The sequence below is a fragment of the Pseudomonas sp. LBUM1649 genome (assembly GCF_059716155.1).
On sequence record NZ_CP166807.1, the window covers coordinates 2,210,561 to 2,226,598 of the forward strand.

At 59.4% G+C, this 16,038-nt stretch carries 15 protein-coding genes and 1 tRNA gene; 8 read left to right on the forward strand and 8 right to left on the reverse strand.

From position 1 onward, the window contains the following. Window positions 1–90: 90 nt before the first annotated feature. Window positions 91–1,698 carry a carboxyl transferase domain-containing protein gene (locus tag ACA058_RS10265; protein ID WP_497638974.1) on the reverse strand — a complete coding sequence of 536 codons (1,608 nt, stop codon included), beginning with the start codon at window positions 1,696–1,698 and terminating at the stop codon, window positions 91–93. Between the two features lie 12 nt (window positions 1,699–1,710). Continuing rightward, window positions 1,711–2,874, reverse strand: coding sequence for an isovaleryl-CoA dehydrogenase (locus ACA058_RS10270; protein WP_008031893.1), 1,164 nt, complete (start codon window positions 2,872–2,874; stop codon window positions 1,711–1,713). 369 nt (window positions 2,875–3,243) lie between these two features. On the opposite strand from ACA058_RS10270, the gene ACA058_RS10275 reads away from it, so the two are divergent. Continuing rightward, window positions 3,244–4,941 carry an AMP-binding protein gene (locus ACA058_RS10275; protein WP_497638975.1) on the forward strand — a complete coding sequence of 566 codons (1,698 nt, stop codon included), beginning with the start codon at window positions 3,244–3,246 and terminating at the stop codon, window positions 4,939–4,941. A gap of 21 nt (window positions 4,942–4,962) precedes the next feature. Further along, window positions 4,963–5,373: a hypothetical protein gene (locus tag ACA058_RS10280; RefSeq protein ID WP_497638976.1), complete on the forward strand. Its 411-nt coding sequence runs from the start codon at window positions 4,963–4,965 to the stop codon at window positions 5,371–5,373. Between the two features lie 258 nt (window positions 5,374–5,631). Here the strand turns inward: ACA058_RS10280 and ACA058_RS10285 are convergent, their stop codons facing one another. The 3 genes from ACA058_RS10285 to ACA058_RS10295 form a co-directional block, all read right to left on the reverse strand. Next, window positions 5,632–6,531 carry a hydroxymethylglutaryl-CoA lyase gene (locus tag ACA058_RS10285; RefSeq protein WP_497638977.1) on the reverse strand — a complete coding sequence of 300 codons (900 nt, stop codon included), beginning with the start codon at window positions 6,529–6,531 and terminating at the stop codon, window positions 5,632–5,634. 133 nt (window positions 6,532–6,664) lie between these two features. After that, entirely contained in the window at window positions 6,665–7,069 is a 405-nt protein-coding gene (locus ACA058_RS10290; protein ID WP_497638978.1) for a MerR family transcriptional regulator, read from the reverse strand. 183 nt (window positions 7,070–7,252) lie between these two features. Further along, on the reverse strand, window positions 7,253–8,182 hold the full coding sequence (locus tag ACA058_RS10295; protein WP_497638979.1) for a LysR family transcriptional regulator: 930 nt from the start codon (window positions 8,180–8,182) through the stop codon (window positions 7,253–7,255). 153 nt (window positions 8,183–8,335) lie between these two features. Here ACA058_RS10295 and ACA058_RS10300 point away from each other — a divergent pair, with 153 nt between their 5' ends. Continuing rightward, window positions 8,336–9,565 carry an acyl-CoA dehydrogenase gene (locus ACA058_RS10300; RefSeq protein ID WP_008057192.1) on the forward strand — a complete coding sequence of 410 codons (1,230 nt, stop codon included), beginning with the start codon at window positions 8,336–8,338 and terminating at the stop codon, window positions 9,563–9,565. A gap of 38 nt (window positions 9,566–9,603) precedes the next feature. Here the strand turns inward: ACA058_RS10300 and ACA058_RS10305 are convergent, their stop codons facing one another. Beyond that, complete coding sequence (locus tag ACA058_RS10305) at window positions 9,604–10,410, reverse strand: TatD family hydrolase (RefSeq protein WP_497638980.1); 807 nt, start codon at window positions 10,408–10,410, stop codon at window positions 9,604–9,606. A gap of 235 nt (window positions 10,411–10,645) precedes the next feature. On the opposite strand from ACA058_RS10305, the gene ACA058_RS10310 reads away from it, so the two are divergent. Together ACA058_RS10310 and ACA058_RS10315 are read left to right on the forward strand one after the other, a co-directional pair. After that, window positions 10,646–12,067: an MltF family protein gene (locus tag ACA058_RS10310; protein WP_497638981.1), complete on the forward strand. Its 1,422-nt coding sequence runs from the start codon at window positions 10,646–10,648 to the stop codon at window positions 12,065–12,067. A 103-nt stretch (window positions 12,068–12,170) separates the two neighbouring features. Continuing rightward, window positions 12,171–12,605, forward strand: a complete 435-nt coding sequence (locus ACA058_RS10315; RefSeq protein WP_497638983.1) for a DoxX family protein — start codon at window positions 12,171–12,173, stop codon at window positions 12,603–12,605. A gap of 62 nt (window positions 12,606–12,667) precedes the next feature. Here the strand turns inward: ACA058_RS10315 and ACA058_RS10320 are convergent, their stop codons facing one another. Beyond that, window positions 12,668–13,951, reverse strand: coding sequence for an NAD(P)/FAD-dependent oxidoreductase (locus tag ACA058_RS10320; protein WP_497638984.1), 1,284 nt, complete (start codon window positions 13,949–13,951; stop codon window positions 12,668–12,670). Window positions 13,952–14,134: 183 nt separating this feature from the next. Here ACA058_RS10320 and ACA058_RS10325 point away from each other — a divergent pair. After that, window positions 14,135–14,211, forward strand: a tRNA-Val gene (locus ACA058_RS10325). Between the two features lie 257 nt (window positions 14,212–14,468). Beyond that, window positions 14,469–14,780 (forward strand): hypothetical protein, encoded by a 312-nt coding sequence (locus ACA058_RS10330; protein ID WP_497638985.1) that lies wholly within the window; start codon window positions 14,469–14,471, stop codon window positions 14,778–14,780. On the opposite strand, the gene ACA058_RS10335 is transcribed toward ACA058_RS10330, so the two are convergent. Further along, on the reverse strand, window positions 14,777–15,523 hold the full coding sequence (locus tag ACA058_RS10335) for a hypothetical protein (protein ID WP_497638986.1): 747 nt from the start codon (window positions 15,521–15,523) through the stop codon (window positions 14,777–14,779). The genes ACA058_RS10330 and ACA058_RS10335 overlap by 4 nt on opposite strands. Before the next feature lie 107 nt (window positions 15,524–15,630). On the opposite strand from ACA058_RS10335, the gene ACA058_RS10340 reads away from it, so the two are divergent. Continuing rightward, complete coding sequence (locus tag ACA058_RS10340) at window positions 15,631–16,029, forward strand: hypothetical protein (protein ID WP_497638988.1); 399 nt, start codon at window positions 15,631–15,633, stop codon at window positions 16,027–16,029. Window positions 16,030–16,038 lie beyond the last annotated feature (9 nt).

Genomic DNA, 16,038 nt, shown 5'->3' on the forward strand with positions numbered 1-16,038 from the left:
ACGGTCCTTGCGGGAATTGGCTTGCTGACGATTGCTGCGCAATCGACGGGGATAAATCCCCTCGCCACAAAATCCCGTTCCCACAGAAAATCACATCCGGAACACGCCGAAGCGGCTCGGTTCGATTGGCGCGTTCAACGACGCGGACAAGGCCAGTGCCAGTACGTCGCGGGTCTGGGCCGGGTCGATGACGCCGTCATCCCACAAGCGCGCGCTGGAGTAGTAGGGGTGGCCCTGTTCTTCATACTGGTCGAGGATCGGCTGCTTGATCTCGGCTTCCTGTTCGGCGCTGAAGCCCTGGCCGGCGCGCTCGGCCTGCTCGCGCTTGACCTGCACCAGTACGCCGGCCGCCTGTTCGGCACCCATCACGCCGATGCGCGCATTCGGCCACATCCATAAAAAGCGCGGATCGTAGGCCCGGCCGCACATGCCGTAGTTACCGGCACCGAAACTGCCGCCGATGATCACGGTGAACTTCGGCACCTTGGCGCAGGCCACTGCGGTCACCAGTTTCGCGCCGTGCTTGGCGATGCCGCCGGCTTCGTATTTCTGGCCGACCATGAAACCCGTGATGTTTTGCAGGAACAGCAACGGGATGCCGCGCTGACACGCCAGCTCGATGAAGTGCGCACCTTTCTGTGCCGCTTCGGCGAACAGGATGCCGTTGTTGGCGAGGATGGCGATCGGATAGCCGTGCAGGTAGGCAAATCCGCACACCAATGTGGTCCCGAACAAGGCTTTGAACTCGTCGAACACCGAACCGTCCACCAGCCGCGCGATGACTTCGCGCACGTCGAACGGTTGCTTGGCATCGGCCGGCACGACACCGTACAACTCGTCGCTGCCATAGAGCGGGGCGATCGGTGTGCGTTGCTGCACTTCACCCAGCTTGCGCCAGTTGAGATTGGCGACGCTGCGACGCGCCAGGGCGAGGGCGTGTTCATCGCTTTCGGCGTAATGGTCGGCCACACCGGAAATCTTGCAGTGCACATCGGCCCCACCCAGATCTTCGGCGCTGACCACTTCGCCCGTCGCGGCTTTCACCAGCGGTGGGCCGGCGAGGAAGATCGTCGCTTGCTCGCGCACCATGATTGCCTCATCCGCCATGGCCGGCACGTAGGCGCCGCCCGCGGTGCAGGAGCCCATGACCACGGCAATCTGCGGGATGCCCTGTGCGCTCATGTTGGCCTGGTTGAAGAAGATCCGGCCGAAGTGTTCACGGTCCGGAAACACTTCATCCTGGCGCGGCAGGTTGGCGCCGCCGGAATCCACCAGATAGATGCACGGCAGGCGGTTCTGCTGGGCAATGGTCTGGGCGCGCAGGTGCTTTTTCACCGTCAGCGGGTAGTACGAACCACCTTTCACCGTGGCATCGTTGGCAACGATCATGCATTCGACGCCTTCCACCCGGCCGATCCCGGCAATCACGCCAGCGGCGGGAACGTCTTCGCCGTACACCTCGTAGGCCGCCAGTTGGCTGATTTCCAGAAACGGCGAACCCGGGTCGAGCAGGCGGTTGATGCGCTCGCGGGGCAGCAGTTTGCCCCGGGAGGTGTGGCGTTCTTGCGCTTTCGGGCCGCCACCTTGCGCCACTTGGGCAAGCAGGGTGTGCAGGGCGTCGACCTGTTTGAGCATCGCCGCGCTGTTGGTCGCGAACTCCGCCGAACGGGGGTTGAGCTGGGTATGCAGGATAGCCATGGACAGCTCCGTTTAGCGGGTTTCGTTGAACAGTTCACGCCCGATCAGCATGCGACGGATCTCACTGGTGCCCGCGCCGATTTCGTACAGCTTGGCGTCACGCAGCAGACGACCGGCCGGAAATTCGTTGATGTAGCCGTTGCCGCCGAGAATCTGGATCGCGTCGAGGGCCATTTGCGTGGCGCGCTCGGCGCTGTAGAGGATCACGCCGGCGGCATCCTTGCGGGTGGTTTCGCCGCGCTCGCAGGCCTGGGCCACCGCGTACAGGTAAGCGCGGCTGGCGTTGAGCTGGGTGTACATGTCGGCGACTTTGCCCTGGATCAGCTGGAACTCGCCGATGCTCTGGCCGAACTGCTTGCGGTCGTGGATGTACGGCACGATCAGGTCCATGCAGGCCTGCATGATCCCGGTCGGGCCGCCTGAAAGCACAACACGTTCGTAGTCGAGGCCGCTCATCAGCACCTTCACGCCGCCGTTGAGCACGCCGAGAATGTTTTCTTCCGGGACTTCGACGTCATCGAAGAACAGCTCGCAGGTGTTCGAACCGCGCATGCCGAGCTTGTCGAATTTGTTGCTGCGGCTGAAGCCTTTCCAGTCGCGCTCGACGATGAAGGCGGTGATGCCGTGGGGGCCTTTTTCCAGGTCGGTCTTGGCGTAGATCACGTAGGTGTTGGCGTCCGGACCGTTGGTGATCCAGGTTTTGCTGCCGTTGAGCACGTAGTGATCGCCGCGCTTGTCGGCACGTAGCTTCATCGAGACCACGTCGGAGCCGGCGTTCGGCTCACTCATGGCCAGGGCGCCAATGTGCTCGCCGCTGATCAGCTTCGGCAGGTATTTGGATTTCTGTTCGTGGTTGCCATTGCGGTTGATCTGGTTGACGCAGAGATTGGAGTGCGCGCCATAGGACAGGGCCACAGAGGCCGAGCCACGACTGATTTCTTCCATCGCGACCACGTGCGCCAGGTAACCCAGGCCGGCACCGCCGTACTCTTCCGGCACGGTAATGCCCAGCAGGCCCATGTCGCCGAATTTGCGCCACAGGTCGGCGGGGAACAGGTTGTCGATGTCGATCTGAGCGGCGCGCGGGGCGATCTCTTTGGCGACGAAAGACTGAACCTGATCGCGCAGCATGTCGATGGTTTCACCGAGGGCAAAATTCAGGGATGGGTAGCTCATGGGTCACCTTTTGGCTTTTTTGTCGGTTGGTGAGACTGTCAATCGGCTCTCACCTTTACGTTAACGTAAACCTGTGACGAATGGCTGTCAATCGCCCTTTACGTTAACGTCAACTTGGGCGAGAGTAGAGACAGTTCAAGATAGAACGCGGAACCACTTTGTGGGAGCGGACTGTGGTGAGGGGATTTAGCGAAACGTCGCACCGCCCCGTTGGGTCGCGAAGCGGCCCTAAGCCTGTGATTACGGTGCATCAGATAAACCGCATTCGCCGGATTTGCGACTGCTCCGCAGTCGAACGGGGATAAATCCCCTCGCCACAGTCGCTCCAACAGGTGACCGCGCCCATTAATAAAGACAATAGGGGTCGTCATGGATCAGCCCAGTGCAAGCCCGCAACGCAGTTACATCCGTGGATCCCAGGACAAAGCCTTGCTGGCGATGACCATCGGCCAGGCGTTCGACACTACGGTCGCGCAGTACCCGGCCGGGGAGGCGCTGGTGGTGCGCCATCAACAGCTGCGCTACACCTGGCGGCAACTGGCGGATGCGGCAGACCTGCATGCCAGGGCGCTGCTGGCGCTGGGCCTGCAGGCCGGCGACCGTCTCGGCATCTGGGCTCCGAACTGCGCCCAGTGGTGCATTACGCAGATTGCCACGGCGAAAATCGGCGTGATCCTGGTCAACATCAACCCGGCCTATCGCAGTTCCGAACTCGAATTCGTGTTGAAGCAATCCGGCTGCCAATGGCTGGTCAGCGCCGGAGCTTTCAAGACCTCCAACTATCACGCCATGCTGCAGGGCCTGGTGCCGGAACTGGCGGAGCAATCCATTGGCAAATTGCACAGCGAGCGCCTGCCGGATTTGCGTGGAGTCATCAGCCTCGACACGCAGCCGCCGACGGGTTTCCTGCCATGGTCGCAACTGACCGAGCTGGCGGGCAGTGTATCGGTCGAGCAATTGCATGAGCGCCAAAACAGCCTGCACTTCGATCAGGCGGTGAACATCCAGTACACCTCCGGCACGACCGGCTTCCCCAAGGGCGCGACCCTCAGCCATTACAACATTCTCAATAATGGCTACATGGTCGGCGAAAGCCTGGGCCTGACCGCCGTCGACCGGCTGGTGATCCCGGTGCCGTTGTACCACTGCTTCGGCATGGTCATGGGCAACCTCGGTTGCATCACCCACGGCAGCACCATGATTTACCCAAGCGACGCGTTCGATCCGCTGCTGACCCTGAGCACCGTCGCCGAAGAAAAAGCCACCGCGCTCTACGGTGTGCCGACCATGTTCATCGCCATGCTCGATCAGCCGCAACGCGCCGAGTTCGACCTGTCGAGTCTGCGCACCGGAATCATGGCCGGAGCGACTTGCCCTATCGAGGTGATGCGCCGGGTGATCAGCGAAATGCACATGAGCGAAGTGCAGATTGCCTACGGCATGACGGAAACCAGTCCGGTGTCGTTGCAGACGGGTCCGTCGGACGACCTGGAGTTGCGCGTGACCACCGTCGGCCGTACCCAGCCACAGCTGGAAAGCAAGATCATCGACGAAGCGGGCAATCCGGTGCCCCGTGGCACCATCGGTGAGCTGTGTACTCGCGGTTACAGCGTGATGCTCGGTTACTGGAATAACCCGCAAGGCACGGCGGAAGCCATCGACCAGGCCGGCTGGATGCACACCGGTGACCTGGCGAGCATGAATGACGAAGGGTATGTGTGTATTGCCGGGCGTAACAAGGACATGATCATCCGCGGCGGCGAGAACATTTATCCGCGCGAACTGGAAGAATTCTTCTTCACCCACCCGGCGGTGGCCGATGTGCAGGTGATCGGTATTCCTTGCTCGCGTTATGGCGAAGAGATTGTTGCCTGGATCAAGTTCCACCCCGGCCATAGTGCCACCGAGCAGGAGCTGCAAGCCTGGTGCAAGGAGCGCATCGCGCACTTCAAGACACCGCGTTACTTCAAGTTCGTCGAGGAGTTTCCGATGACCGTGACCGGCAAGATCCAGAAATTCAGGATGCGCGAGACCAGCATCGAGGAGTTGCGTGGCAAGCAGGGCTGACCAATAACTGTAGGAGCGAGCATGCTCGCGAAGGACGTCAACGATAACGCGTGCATTCTGGATTCATGCGGTGCCCTTGAGTTCTTCGCGAGCATGCTCGCTCCTACGAGGGGCGGTGAAAACGTGAATGCCAGACAGCACAAAGGGGAGCCGAAGCTCCCCTTTAATTTTCGTTGCGCGTGCTCTTTTTTTATTATTAAGGGGCGGTCTGTTGTTGTTTTTGGCGACCGTGGCCCTTTACCGCTGTTTTTTTGTCGATCCCCATCCGGGATCAAGAGCAAACGTATTTTTTTGAGCGCTGATCTACTTTTTCGCTTAGCGATCCAACCAGTTCGGGAGCTACCTGAAGGTAGTTTTATTGTTCTCAGCCCGGTTGCGGGTAACTCCGAAAAGCACCCTGAAAAGCACATCCTCTCCAAAAAAATCTGTTAGCTGCGTCTCTGCCGTGTTGTTTTTGTTATGTCAGAGTCGTTACGTCTTATTCTTATTGGGGTTTGCCGCAATTTTTTCATTCTTGTTGTGCGATAGATATAGCAGAAGCCGTGCCAACTTCTAAAAACCTTTTAAAAACAGTCACTTATGTTTTTGTAGGGTTTTCGGCTTCACGGAAAACCCTGGATTCTGTTTCCGTGTTACTCGCTTACGCCCACGTTTCCGCGGCTGCGGTAACACCCCGACACACCCGCGCACTCACTGTGCGCTACGCGCCTTCGCCACACGGGAGCCGGTGGGGCGCCCCAGCACGGTACAAATTTGCTGGCCGGCCAGGATCAGCGCATCCAGGTCGATTCCGGTTTCGATCCCGAGGCCGTTGAGCAGGTAAACCACGTCCTCGGTGGCGACGTTACCGCTGGCGCCCTTGGCATAAGGGCAGCCACCGAGACCGGCGATGGAGCTGTCGAACACCGAGATGCCTTCCAGCAGGCTGGCGTAGATGTTGGCCATGGCCTGGCCGTAGGTGTCGTGGAAGTGCCCGGCCAGTTTGTCCCGCGGCACATCGGCAGACACCACGTCGAACATCTTGCGCGTGGCGCCAGCGGTGCCGGTGCCGATGGTGTCGCCCAGCGACACCTCGTAGCAGCCCATGGCATAAAGCTCCCGTGCGACCCGGGCAACTTGCTCGGGTGCGACGTTACCTTCATAGGGACAGCCCAGCACACAGGACACGTAACCGCGCACGCTGACGCCATGCTGTTTGGCGGCATCCATGATGGGAACGAACCGCTCCAGGCTTTCGCTGATCGAGCAATTGATGTTGCGCTGGGAAAACGCTTCCGACGCCGCGGCGAACACTGCGACTTCCTTGACCCCGCAGGCAATGGCATCTTCAAAGCCGCGCAGGTTGGGGGCGAGAGCGCCGTAGGTCACGCCCGGCTTGCGCTGGATCTGCGCGAACACCTCGGCGGAACCCGCCATCTGCGGCACCCACTTGGGCGAGACGAAACTGCCGACTTCTATATAACCGAGGCCCGCAGCCGTCAGCGCATCGACCAGTTGCACCTTGTCGGCAACGCTGATGGGTTGGACTTCGTTTTGCAGACCGTCGCGGGGGCCGACTTCGACAATGCGTACGTGAGTTGGAAGAGACATGGGAGATTTACCTGTCTTGAGGAGATCGTTCCCATGCTCTGCGTGGGAATGCCTCACTGGACGCTCTGCGTCCGCTCTTGATTGGTGACGCAGAGCGTCACGGGCTGCATTCCCACGCGGAGCGTGGGAACGATCATGGTGTAACCGATTCCTGACTCTTGAGCGTTTGTTCCAGCGCCTGAACACAGCGCTCTTCAGCGGTATCGAGCTCCAGTTTCATCTGTTCGATGTCCAGCAGCTGCTGTTCCAGCTGTTCCCGGCGCTCGCTGATTTTCGCCAGCATGCTGTGCAGCTGCTTGGTGTTACCGCTGGAGGGATCGTAGAGCTCGATCAGCTCGCGACATTCGGCCAGGGAAAAGCCGATGCGCTTGCCCCGCAGGATCAGCTTCAGGCTGACCTTGTCGCGGGGTGAGTAGACGCGTTCCTGGCCACGCCGCTCGGGGCTGAGCAGGCCTTGTTCTTCATAGAAGCGAATGGCCCGGGTGGTGATGTCGAGCTCGCGGGCGAGATCGGAAATGCTGTAGGTCTGGCTGCTCATGGGCGCGCTCGCAAAAGGTCATGGCGCTAAGCTAATGGCAGGTTGACGTTTACGTCAAGGGGCGGGTTTTTTCAGCATTATCACTGGCCCCATCGCGAGCAAGCATTGCTCCTACAGGTTCAGCACCAAATCTGTAGGAGCAAAGCTTGCTCGCGATGAACGATGACGCGGTGTAGAGCCTGCTTACACCTTCTCCAGCTTCTTCTCCTGCGCCGTCACCTGCTGGCACAACTCGATCATCTGCTCGCGCATCCAGCGGTTCGCCGGGTCTTGGTCAGTGCTTTCGTGCCAGTAAAGGTGGGTCTCCACCGGCGGCACATCGTTGACCGGCAGATAAAAGGCGTGCAAATCGTTTCGACGCGCGAAGCGTTCCGGCACGGTCATGACCATGTCGGTCTGCTGCAACACTTGCGAGGCCATCAGGTAATGCTGGGAGCGCAGGGCGATCTTGCGCTGGATGCCCATTTTGCCCAAGGCCAGGTCGACATGGCCCAGGCCGCTGCGACGGCTCGAAATGTGGATGTGGGTCAGGCCCAGGTAATCATCGAGGGTGAATTTTTCCTTGCCCGCCAGCGGGTGCCCCTTGCGCATGGCGCACACGTAACGGTCTTCCATCAACTTGACGTGGCGCACCTGCGGATCGGTGTTGAGCGGTGCGTCCACGGCGAAGTCGAGTCGGCCGGCGGCCAGTTCCTTGGTGGTCTCGCGGCGCTTGGACAAAAAGCTTTCGATGATCACTGTCGGCGCAAGGCGGCGCAGGCGCTGGAACAGCGGCGGCAGGATCACAGCTTCAGTGAGGTCGGTCATGCTGATGCGGTAGGTCTTGACCGCCTGCAGTGGATTGAAGATGCGGCTTTCCTGCACCGAAACGCGCAGCAACGAAAGCGCGTTGCGCACCGGGCCGATAATGTTCTGCGCCATGGGCGTTGGCACCATGCCCTGGGCGGTGCGCACGAACAGCGGGTCGTTGAAGGTCTCGCGCAGTCGGGCCAGTGCGTTGGACACCGCAGGTTGGGTAATACCGACAATCTGCCCGGCGCGGGTCAGGTTGGCCTCGGTGTAGATCGCGTCGAAGACGATGAAAAGGTTGAGGTCGACCTTGCTCAGATTCATTACGCGTCTCTCTTGTTTTAGGTGGGCTCGATCAGTCGATCATATATCGGTGATGAATGTTTATACACGCCGAGAATAGGCTAGGTAAATTATCAACGCTGTTCTAGCATCGATACATGACCTAAACAACCTCCCCCAAGAAGGTAGCTGCCCATGGATTTCGCTTATTCGCCCAAGGTGCAAGAACTGCGTGAGCGCGTGACCGCGTTCATGGACACCTACGTCTATCCCGCCGAAGCGGTATTCGAGCGCCAGGTCGCCGAGGGCGACCGCTGGCAGCCGACCGCGATCATGGAAGAACTCAAGCTCAAGGCCAAGGCTGAAGGCCTGTGGAATTTGTTTCTCCCTGAGTCCGAGCTCGGCGCCGGCCTGACCAATCTTGAATACGCGCCGCTGGCGGAAATCATGGGGCGTTCATTGCTGGGGCCTGAACCGTTCAACTGCTCGGCGCCGGACACTGGCAACATGGAAGTACTGGTGCGCTACGCCAACGAAGAACAGAAACAACGCTGGCTCGAACCCTTGCTGCGCGGCGAGATTCGCTCGGCGTTCGCCATGACTGAACCGGACGTTGCGTCCTCCGACGCCACCAACATGGCCGCCCGTGCCGTGCGCGACGGTGACGAGTGGGTGATCAACGGCAAGAAATGGTGGACCTCCGGTGCGTGCGATCCGCGCTGCAAGATCCTGATCTTCATGGGCCTGAGCAATCCCGACGCACCGCGCCATGCGCAGCACTCGATGATTCTGGTTCCGGTGGACACCCCTGGCGTGAAAATCCTGCGTCCGTTGCCAGTGTTCGGCTATGACGACGCGCCCCACGGTCACGCCGAAGTGCTGTTTGAAAATGTTCGGGTGCCGTACGAAAACGTCCTGTTGGGTGAAGGACGCGGCTTCGAAATTGCTCAAGGTCGTCTTGGCCCGGGGCGGATTCACCACTGCATGCGTTCGATCGGCATGGCTGAGCGTGCGCTGGAACTGATGTGCAAACGCTCGGTGAACCGCACCGCGTTCGGCAAGCCCTTGGCACGCTTGGGCGGCAACATCGACAAGATCGCCGATTCGCGGATGGAAATCGACATGGCCCGCCTGCTGACACTCAAGGCGGCGTACATGATGGACACCGTCGGCAACAAAGTCGCGAAGAGTGAAATTGCGCAGATCAAGGTAGTGGCGCCAAACGTGGCCTTGCGCGTGATCGACCGGGCGATCCAGATCCATGGCGGGGCAGGGGTGTCCAACGATTTCCCGCTGGCCTACATGTATGCCATGCAACGCACCCTGCGCCTGGCTGACGGCCCGGATGAAGTGCACCGCGCGGCAATCGGCAAGTTCGAGATCGGCAAGTACGTGCCTAAAGAAATGTTGCGCAGCAGTCACTAGGGTGACAGCTGTATCGCGGGCCCGATCCGGGCCCGCGTTCAATCCACCGTGGGCAGCCCGTAGAACGCCCGCGCGCAAGCCGTACTGTGGGCGGCCAGGTCTTCCTGGCTTTCCCCGCGGTGCAAGGCCACCTCACGTAACACTTCCGTCAGATACGCCGGCTCGTTGCGACCGTTTTTCGGTTTGGGGCGAAGGCTGCGCGGAAGCAGATACGGCGCATCACTCTCCAGCATCAACCGCCCGCGCTTGATCTCCTTGACCAAGGGGTGCAAATGCGTGCCCCGGCGCTCATCGCAAATCCAGCCGGTAATGCCGATGTGCAAATCCAGGTCCAGGTAGCTGAACAGGGCTTTCCTTTCGCCGGTGAAGCAGTGCACCACGGCGGCCGGCAATTGATCGCGGTAGTCGCGGAGGATTTCCAGCAGGCGCTGGCTGGCATCGCGTTCGTGCAGAAACACCGGCATTTGCAGTTCGACCGCCAGCGCCAGGTGTTCCTCGAGGACTTTCTCTTGTTGCGCACGCGGTGAAAAATCGCGGTTGAAATCCAGGCCGCATTCACCGACCGCCACGATATTCGGTTCCTTCAGCAGACTGCGCAAGCGACGCGCGCTGTCGGCATTCCAGTCGCTGGCCGCGTGGGGATGAACACCGGCGGTGGCGAACAGCCGTTGCGCTGTTGCGTCCAGTTGCTGGCACAACTCCAGCGCCTGTTCGCTGCCCTCGACATTGGTGCCGGTGAGCACCAATTGGCAGACCCCGGCGGCATAGGCGCGGTCCAGTACAGCCTGGTGCTTGTCGGCAAAACTGGGGTTGGTCAGGTTGACGCCAATATCGATGAGTTGCATGGTGCTACCTCGGGCCCAGGGCCGCAAAGCATATCAGAGCTCTGGATTTATAAGAAAAGCCAAGAACTACAACGGGTTATCGCTGTCTCTTAATGTCGCGAACAAGTCTGGGTGGTGACAATGCCATCATTGTGCCAGTCTTTCGCGCGTTGCCAGCGCTTCCGGCGCTCTGTTTCTGTCGCTTGATTGCATGAAGTCATTCATGTGGTTGACCTGAATTCTTTGCGGAGAGTGGATGATTCGTCCCTCGGTTTTGCTACTGCTGTGTTGTTCGCTGCTGCTGCCGATGTCGGCGGTTGCGCGTCTGCCCGGGCCGCTGCAAGCCGTACCGGCGACCAAGGTTCGTGACCTGACGGATATCCGCAGCACGCGCGTGCTGCGCGTGCTGGTCAACCAGAGCCGCAACAGCTCCGGCGAAGTCCAGGGCCAGGCTATCGGCGTTGAATACCATCGCTTGCGCGCTTTCGAGCAATACCTCAACGGCCACGCCCGCGACGGCCAGGAAATCACCCTCAAGATCATTCCCAAAGCCAAGGATCAACTGCTCAGTGCGTTGCAGCGCGGGGAGGGCGACCTGGTGGCCCCCGGCGAGCTGCTGGACCTGCAGCCGGGCTTCGCCGTCAGCAGCAGTGAACCGGTTGCCACTAACATCCCGTTGGTGCTGGTGGGGATCAAGGGCGAACGTCGGTACACCCGTCTCGAACAACTGTCGGGTAAAACCCTGGCGTTGCCCAACGGCAGCGCCGCCGGTGACGCCATCAGCCAGATCAATCAAAAGCTGGCGCTGCATAAACTGCCCCCAGTCAAGATCGAGTGGGTCGACCCGAGCCTGGCGGTCGAGGACGTGCTGGAGATGGTCCAGGGCGGGATCTTTCATCTGACCATCGTCGAACAATCGATTGCCGAACGCTGGGGCAAGATCCTGCCGAAATTGCGAGTCGATCGCCAGGTGATCATCAGCGAGCCAGGCGAAGAGTTCTGGTTCGTGCGCCGCGACGCGGCGATGCTGCGGGCCAGCATCGATCGTTTCCTGGCGGGCTATAAAAAACCTTCGGACCAGGATGCCGCGTTTCTGCGGATCTATCGACGCCAGTACCAGGTGCACTATCCCCTGGCCAAGGCTGACCGGCAGCGCTTGGAAAAGCTGCGGCCGGTGCTGCAAAAACATGCGACCGCCCAAGACATGGACTGGCTGAACCTGGCGGCGCTGGCGTTCAAGGAGTCCGGCCTGCGACCCGCGGCGCGCAGTGGCGGTGCGCCGACCGGCCTGATGCAGATCACGCCTTCAGCGGCTCAGCGTGTGGGCGTGAGTAACATTCATGAGCTGGATGCCAATGTGCAGGCCGGGGCCAAGTACCTGGCGATGATTCGCCGCAAATTCTTTGCCAGCCCCAAGCTCAATGAGCGCGAGCGCATGGCCTTTGTGCTGGCGGCCTACAACATCGGCCCGGAGCGTGTCCAGGGGATGCGCGCGGAAGCCAGGCGACGCGGGTTGAACCCCAACCAGTGGTTTTTCCAGGTTGAGCGCATCGCCATGGAGCAGGTGGGAATGGGACCTGTCAGCTATGTTAATAGCGTGAACAAGTATTACTTGGCGTTCGATCGGGAGCGGGAGTCGTTGGAGCCCCAGGGACAAAAAGTTGCCCTTCGTAAATGATCGAATAAACTGATTGTTATGGCGGGGTTTTTGCGCTTCTAACATGAGATTTACTGATTAATATAGCGGCCAACCAACACACACTCTCAAGGGATGACACAGCATGAGCTCAATGATCAACAAGGTATTGTTTACTCGCGCTGGCTACGGCCTGACTGTTTTGCGGATTTTCGTCGGCATCATCTTCGCTGCCCACGGTGCGCAAAAACTCTTCGGGGCATTCGGCGGCTATGGCCTGGCGGGCACCGCGCAGTACATGGAAAGCATTGGTCTGGCACCCGGCTACCTGATGGCGACGTTGGCAGGCGGCACCGAGTTCTTTGGCGGCCTGGCATTGATCATCGGCTTGCTGGTACGTCCAGCGGCGCTGGGCCTGACCTTCCTGTCACTGGTGGCGATTTTTACCGTTCATATCAGCAATGGCCTGTTCATGGCCAACAACGGCTATGAATTCGCCCTGGCGTTGCTCGGTGGCAGCATCGCGGTGCTGATCGAAGGGGCCGGCAAGCTGTCGGCGGACCGCGCCATCGCCGGGTGACGGCTTTGTGAGCAGATAAAAAAATGCCCGTATCGCCAGATACGGGCATTTTTTTTGGCGCATCAGAACCCGAGTTTGTCGCGCAATCCGTAGTACCACGCACCCAGCGCAGCAAAGGGGGTGCGCAGCAGTTGTCCACCCGGGAACGGGTAGTGGGGCAGGTCGGCAAAGGCGTCGAAACGTTCGGCCTGACCGCGCAATGCCTCGGCCAGGACCTTGCCTGCCAAGTGCGTGTAGGTGACGCCGTGGCCACTGCAGCCCTGAGAGTAATAAATGTTGTCGCCCAGTCGCCCGACCTGAGGAAGACGCGACAGGGTCAGCAGGAAATTGCCGGTCCAGGCGTAGTCGATTTTCACATCCTTGAGCTGCGGGAAAGCCTTGAGCAGCTTCGGACGTATGATCGCTTCGATGTTCGCCGGGTCCCGTGCGCCATACACCACGCCGCCGCCAAAAATCAGGCGCTTGTCGCCGCTCAGACGGTAGTAGTCGAGCAGGTAGTTGCAGTCTTCGACGCAGTAGTCCTGGGGCAGCAGGCTTTTCGCCAACTCATCGCCCAAGGGCTCGGTGGTGATCACCTGCGTGCCGCAAGGCATCGATTTGGCCGCCAGCTCCGGCACCAGATTGCCCAGGTAGGCGTTGCCCGCCACGATAATGAACTTGGCCCTGACCTTGCCCTGTGGCGTGTGGACGACCGGGCTGGCGCCCCGCTCGATGCGCACCGCCGGCGACTGCTCATGAATGGTGCCACCCAACGACTCCACGGCCGCCGCTTCGCCCAGCGCCAGGTTGAGCGGATGAATATGCCCGCCACTCATATCGAGCATGCCACCGACATATTGATCGCAAGCCACGACCTCGCGGATGCGGCGCTGATCCATCAACTCCAGCTGCGTATGCCCGAAACGCTCCCACAAACGCTTCTGGGATTCCAGATGGCCCATCTGTTTGGTGGTGACGGCAGCAAACACACCGCCGTCCTTCAAGTCGCATTGAATGTTGTACCTGGCCACCCGATCACGAATGATCTGCCCGCCCTCGAACGCCATCTGCCCCAGTAACTGAGCCTGCCGTGGACCGACACTGCGCTCGATCACATCGATATCGCGGCTGTAGCTGTTGACGATCTGCCCACCATTGCGTCCCGACGCACCGAAACCTACCCTGGCCGCTTCCAGCACCGTCACCCGAAAACCGTGCTCCAGCAAGAACAGGGCCGAGGACAGCCCGGTATAACCGGCACCGATCACGCAGACATCAGTCTCGACCTCACCTTGCAAAGACGGACGCGGCGGCACCGCATTGGCCGATGCGGCGTAATAGGACTCTGGGTAAGGGGTGTTCGCCATCCTGCAGCCTCTGTTTAATAAATTTAACGAGTGCGTCGATCCTACCTGAGTTGAAAAACCGCCGCCAGCCACCGGAAAATCTTCTTCCCAGCAGCAAAATTAAATATTTTGCATATTCATAGGGTTAGCTCGAAAAAAGGTGTTGACACCCTCCCGGAATTCCGTAGAATGCCGCCTCACAGCAGGCACGTAGCTCAGTTGGTTAGAGCACCACCTTGACATGGTGGGGGTCGTTGGTTCGAGTCCAATCGCGCCTACCAAACAAAATCCGCTCTGCTGGGCGGTCTGGAAGGGCTCACCGAAAGGTGGGCCCTTTTTTGTGCTTCAAATTTCATGCAGAACGTTCACAAAATAACGGGTTCGTTCACACTGGGCAATGTGAACGCCGTAAGCGTCCGTTCCTGGGATGGAATCCTTCCTCTACATCTCAGTCCTTTTCACCATCCGTCTTCTCGCTCTTGAGCGCCCGTCCTTCAAACTATACTGTTTGTATATACAGTATTTGGTGTGCGGTGCAATGGAAGACGATTTGATCGATGACGGCGGGTTTGAACTAGGGATGCCCACCCGAGAAGAGATGCTGAAGCATCAGTGTGATTTGCTGTGTGCTGAGCTGGAGACGACACGCCTCGACTTGCGGAAGGCCCACCGGGACATCGCCAAGCTGATCGTCATGCACAGAGATAGCTCGACCGAGCTGGCAACGCTGAAGGTTGAACATGAACGCCTGACGTGGACGCTTAGTGAGATGTACAGCAGGGAGCGTGAGCGTGAATCGTCACGGATGGGGTACTCCTATGGCGATCACACGGGAAAGCCTAAGGTTTAGCTCTTGGGCGAAGGTGTGACGACTGCAAGCAGCGGGATTCGCTGCTCCAGAAGCTCCGCAATTTGAACATGTAAAGCGGGCTGCCTCTCCACGAGGCTCTCCAAGCTATAACGCTTCATATCCAACCAAAACAAAAAGATAGCAGCCACGTATCGAGTCAGCAGATCCAGCGTGATTTGCAGTTCTTGAACAGCGGGCGGTGGTGCAATCTTCTCGCCCCCGTACCAAGGGAACTGTAGCGGGGCGGGCCACAACTCGGGGTGACACCTGTGCAGGTTCCTTGCCGAGTCACCCTCACCGTGACGGCAAGCATTCCCCAGCATCTGCAACTGTGTGAGCGTGGCGTAAGAATCAAATCCGTCCAGCTCGATGCCTCGGACCTTGTAGAACACTCGGTTTAACCAATCACCCCACGCAGCTTTCTCCAGATCCTTGAGGGTAACTCCCTCGATGGTGCAGCCTCTGGCACACGTAGTCATGTAGGAGCGGAGCTGTTGCTCCCACATCGACTGAATGGCGAGGGCGAATGTCATGTGCGTACGCTTGATCAGCCGTTCGTGATCAGCCAGGACAAAGCGAAATACCACCTCATCTTCAGCGGCACGTTCCAACTCTTGCCGCCGTATCTCCAACGCTGAAAGGGAGGGTTTGACCACCCACGTCAAGTATTCCTCTATGTCTGAACCATTGCTGGTCGCGTAGGCGTCAGCCCAGCCTTGCTTCCATGTGTAGGGTGCGGTCATGTCCATATCCTGATAGGGGTGGAGGTCACTCTCCATAGAGTCCCATGCTCCATTCCCTCAAGATAATGCACCCGGTAACATGCCCGCTCACTCAGAAGGAATTCGACATGAAGGCATGGATTGGGGTGATTGCAATGGTTGCGGCGAACGCATGGGCGTCTGAAGACTACAAATGCACAATTGAGCGGGCAGTGTCCGCAGTGGAATCCGATTCCCACTCGAAGTACAACCGAATGTACATCGGGAAGCAATTCACTGTTGAAAGGCAGGGCGGGTTGATGGCGGGCGCCCTGAAGAACTCATTCTTCACTGATCCGGTTGTCATCGATCAAGGATCAGCTGAAAACAGTTTCAAGGTGGTGACGACTATGCGGAAAGACCAAGGTGCAGGCGCTGGTTCAGCCATCTATGCCCTGACAATCATGGAGTATCATGACACCCCCAGAAAGCCCTTCATCTTCCTTCGAGACGCCGAAGCGTTCCTAGGTTGGTGTGAGCACTTCTAGGCGAAAAGG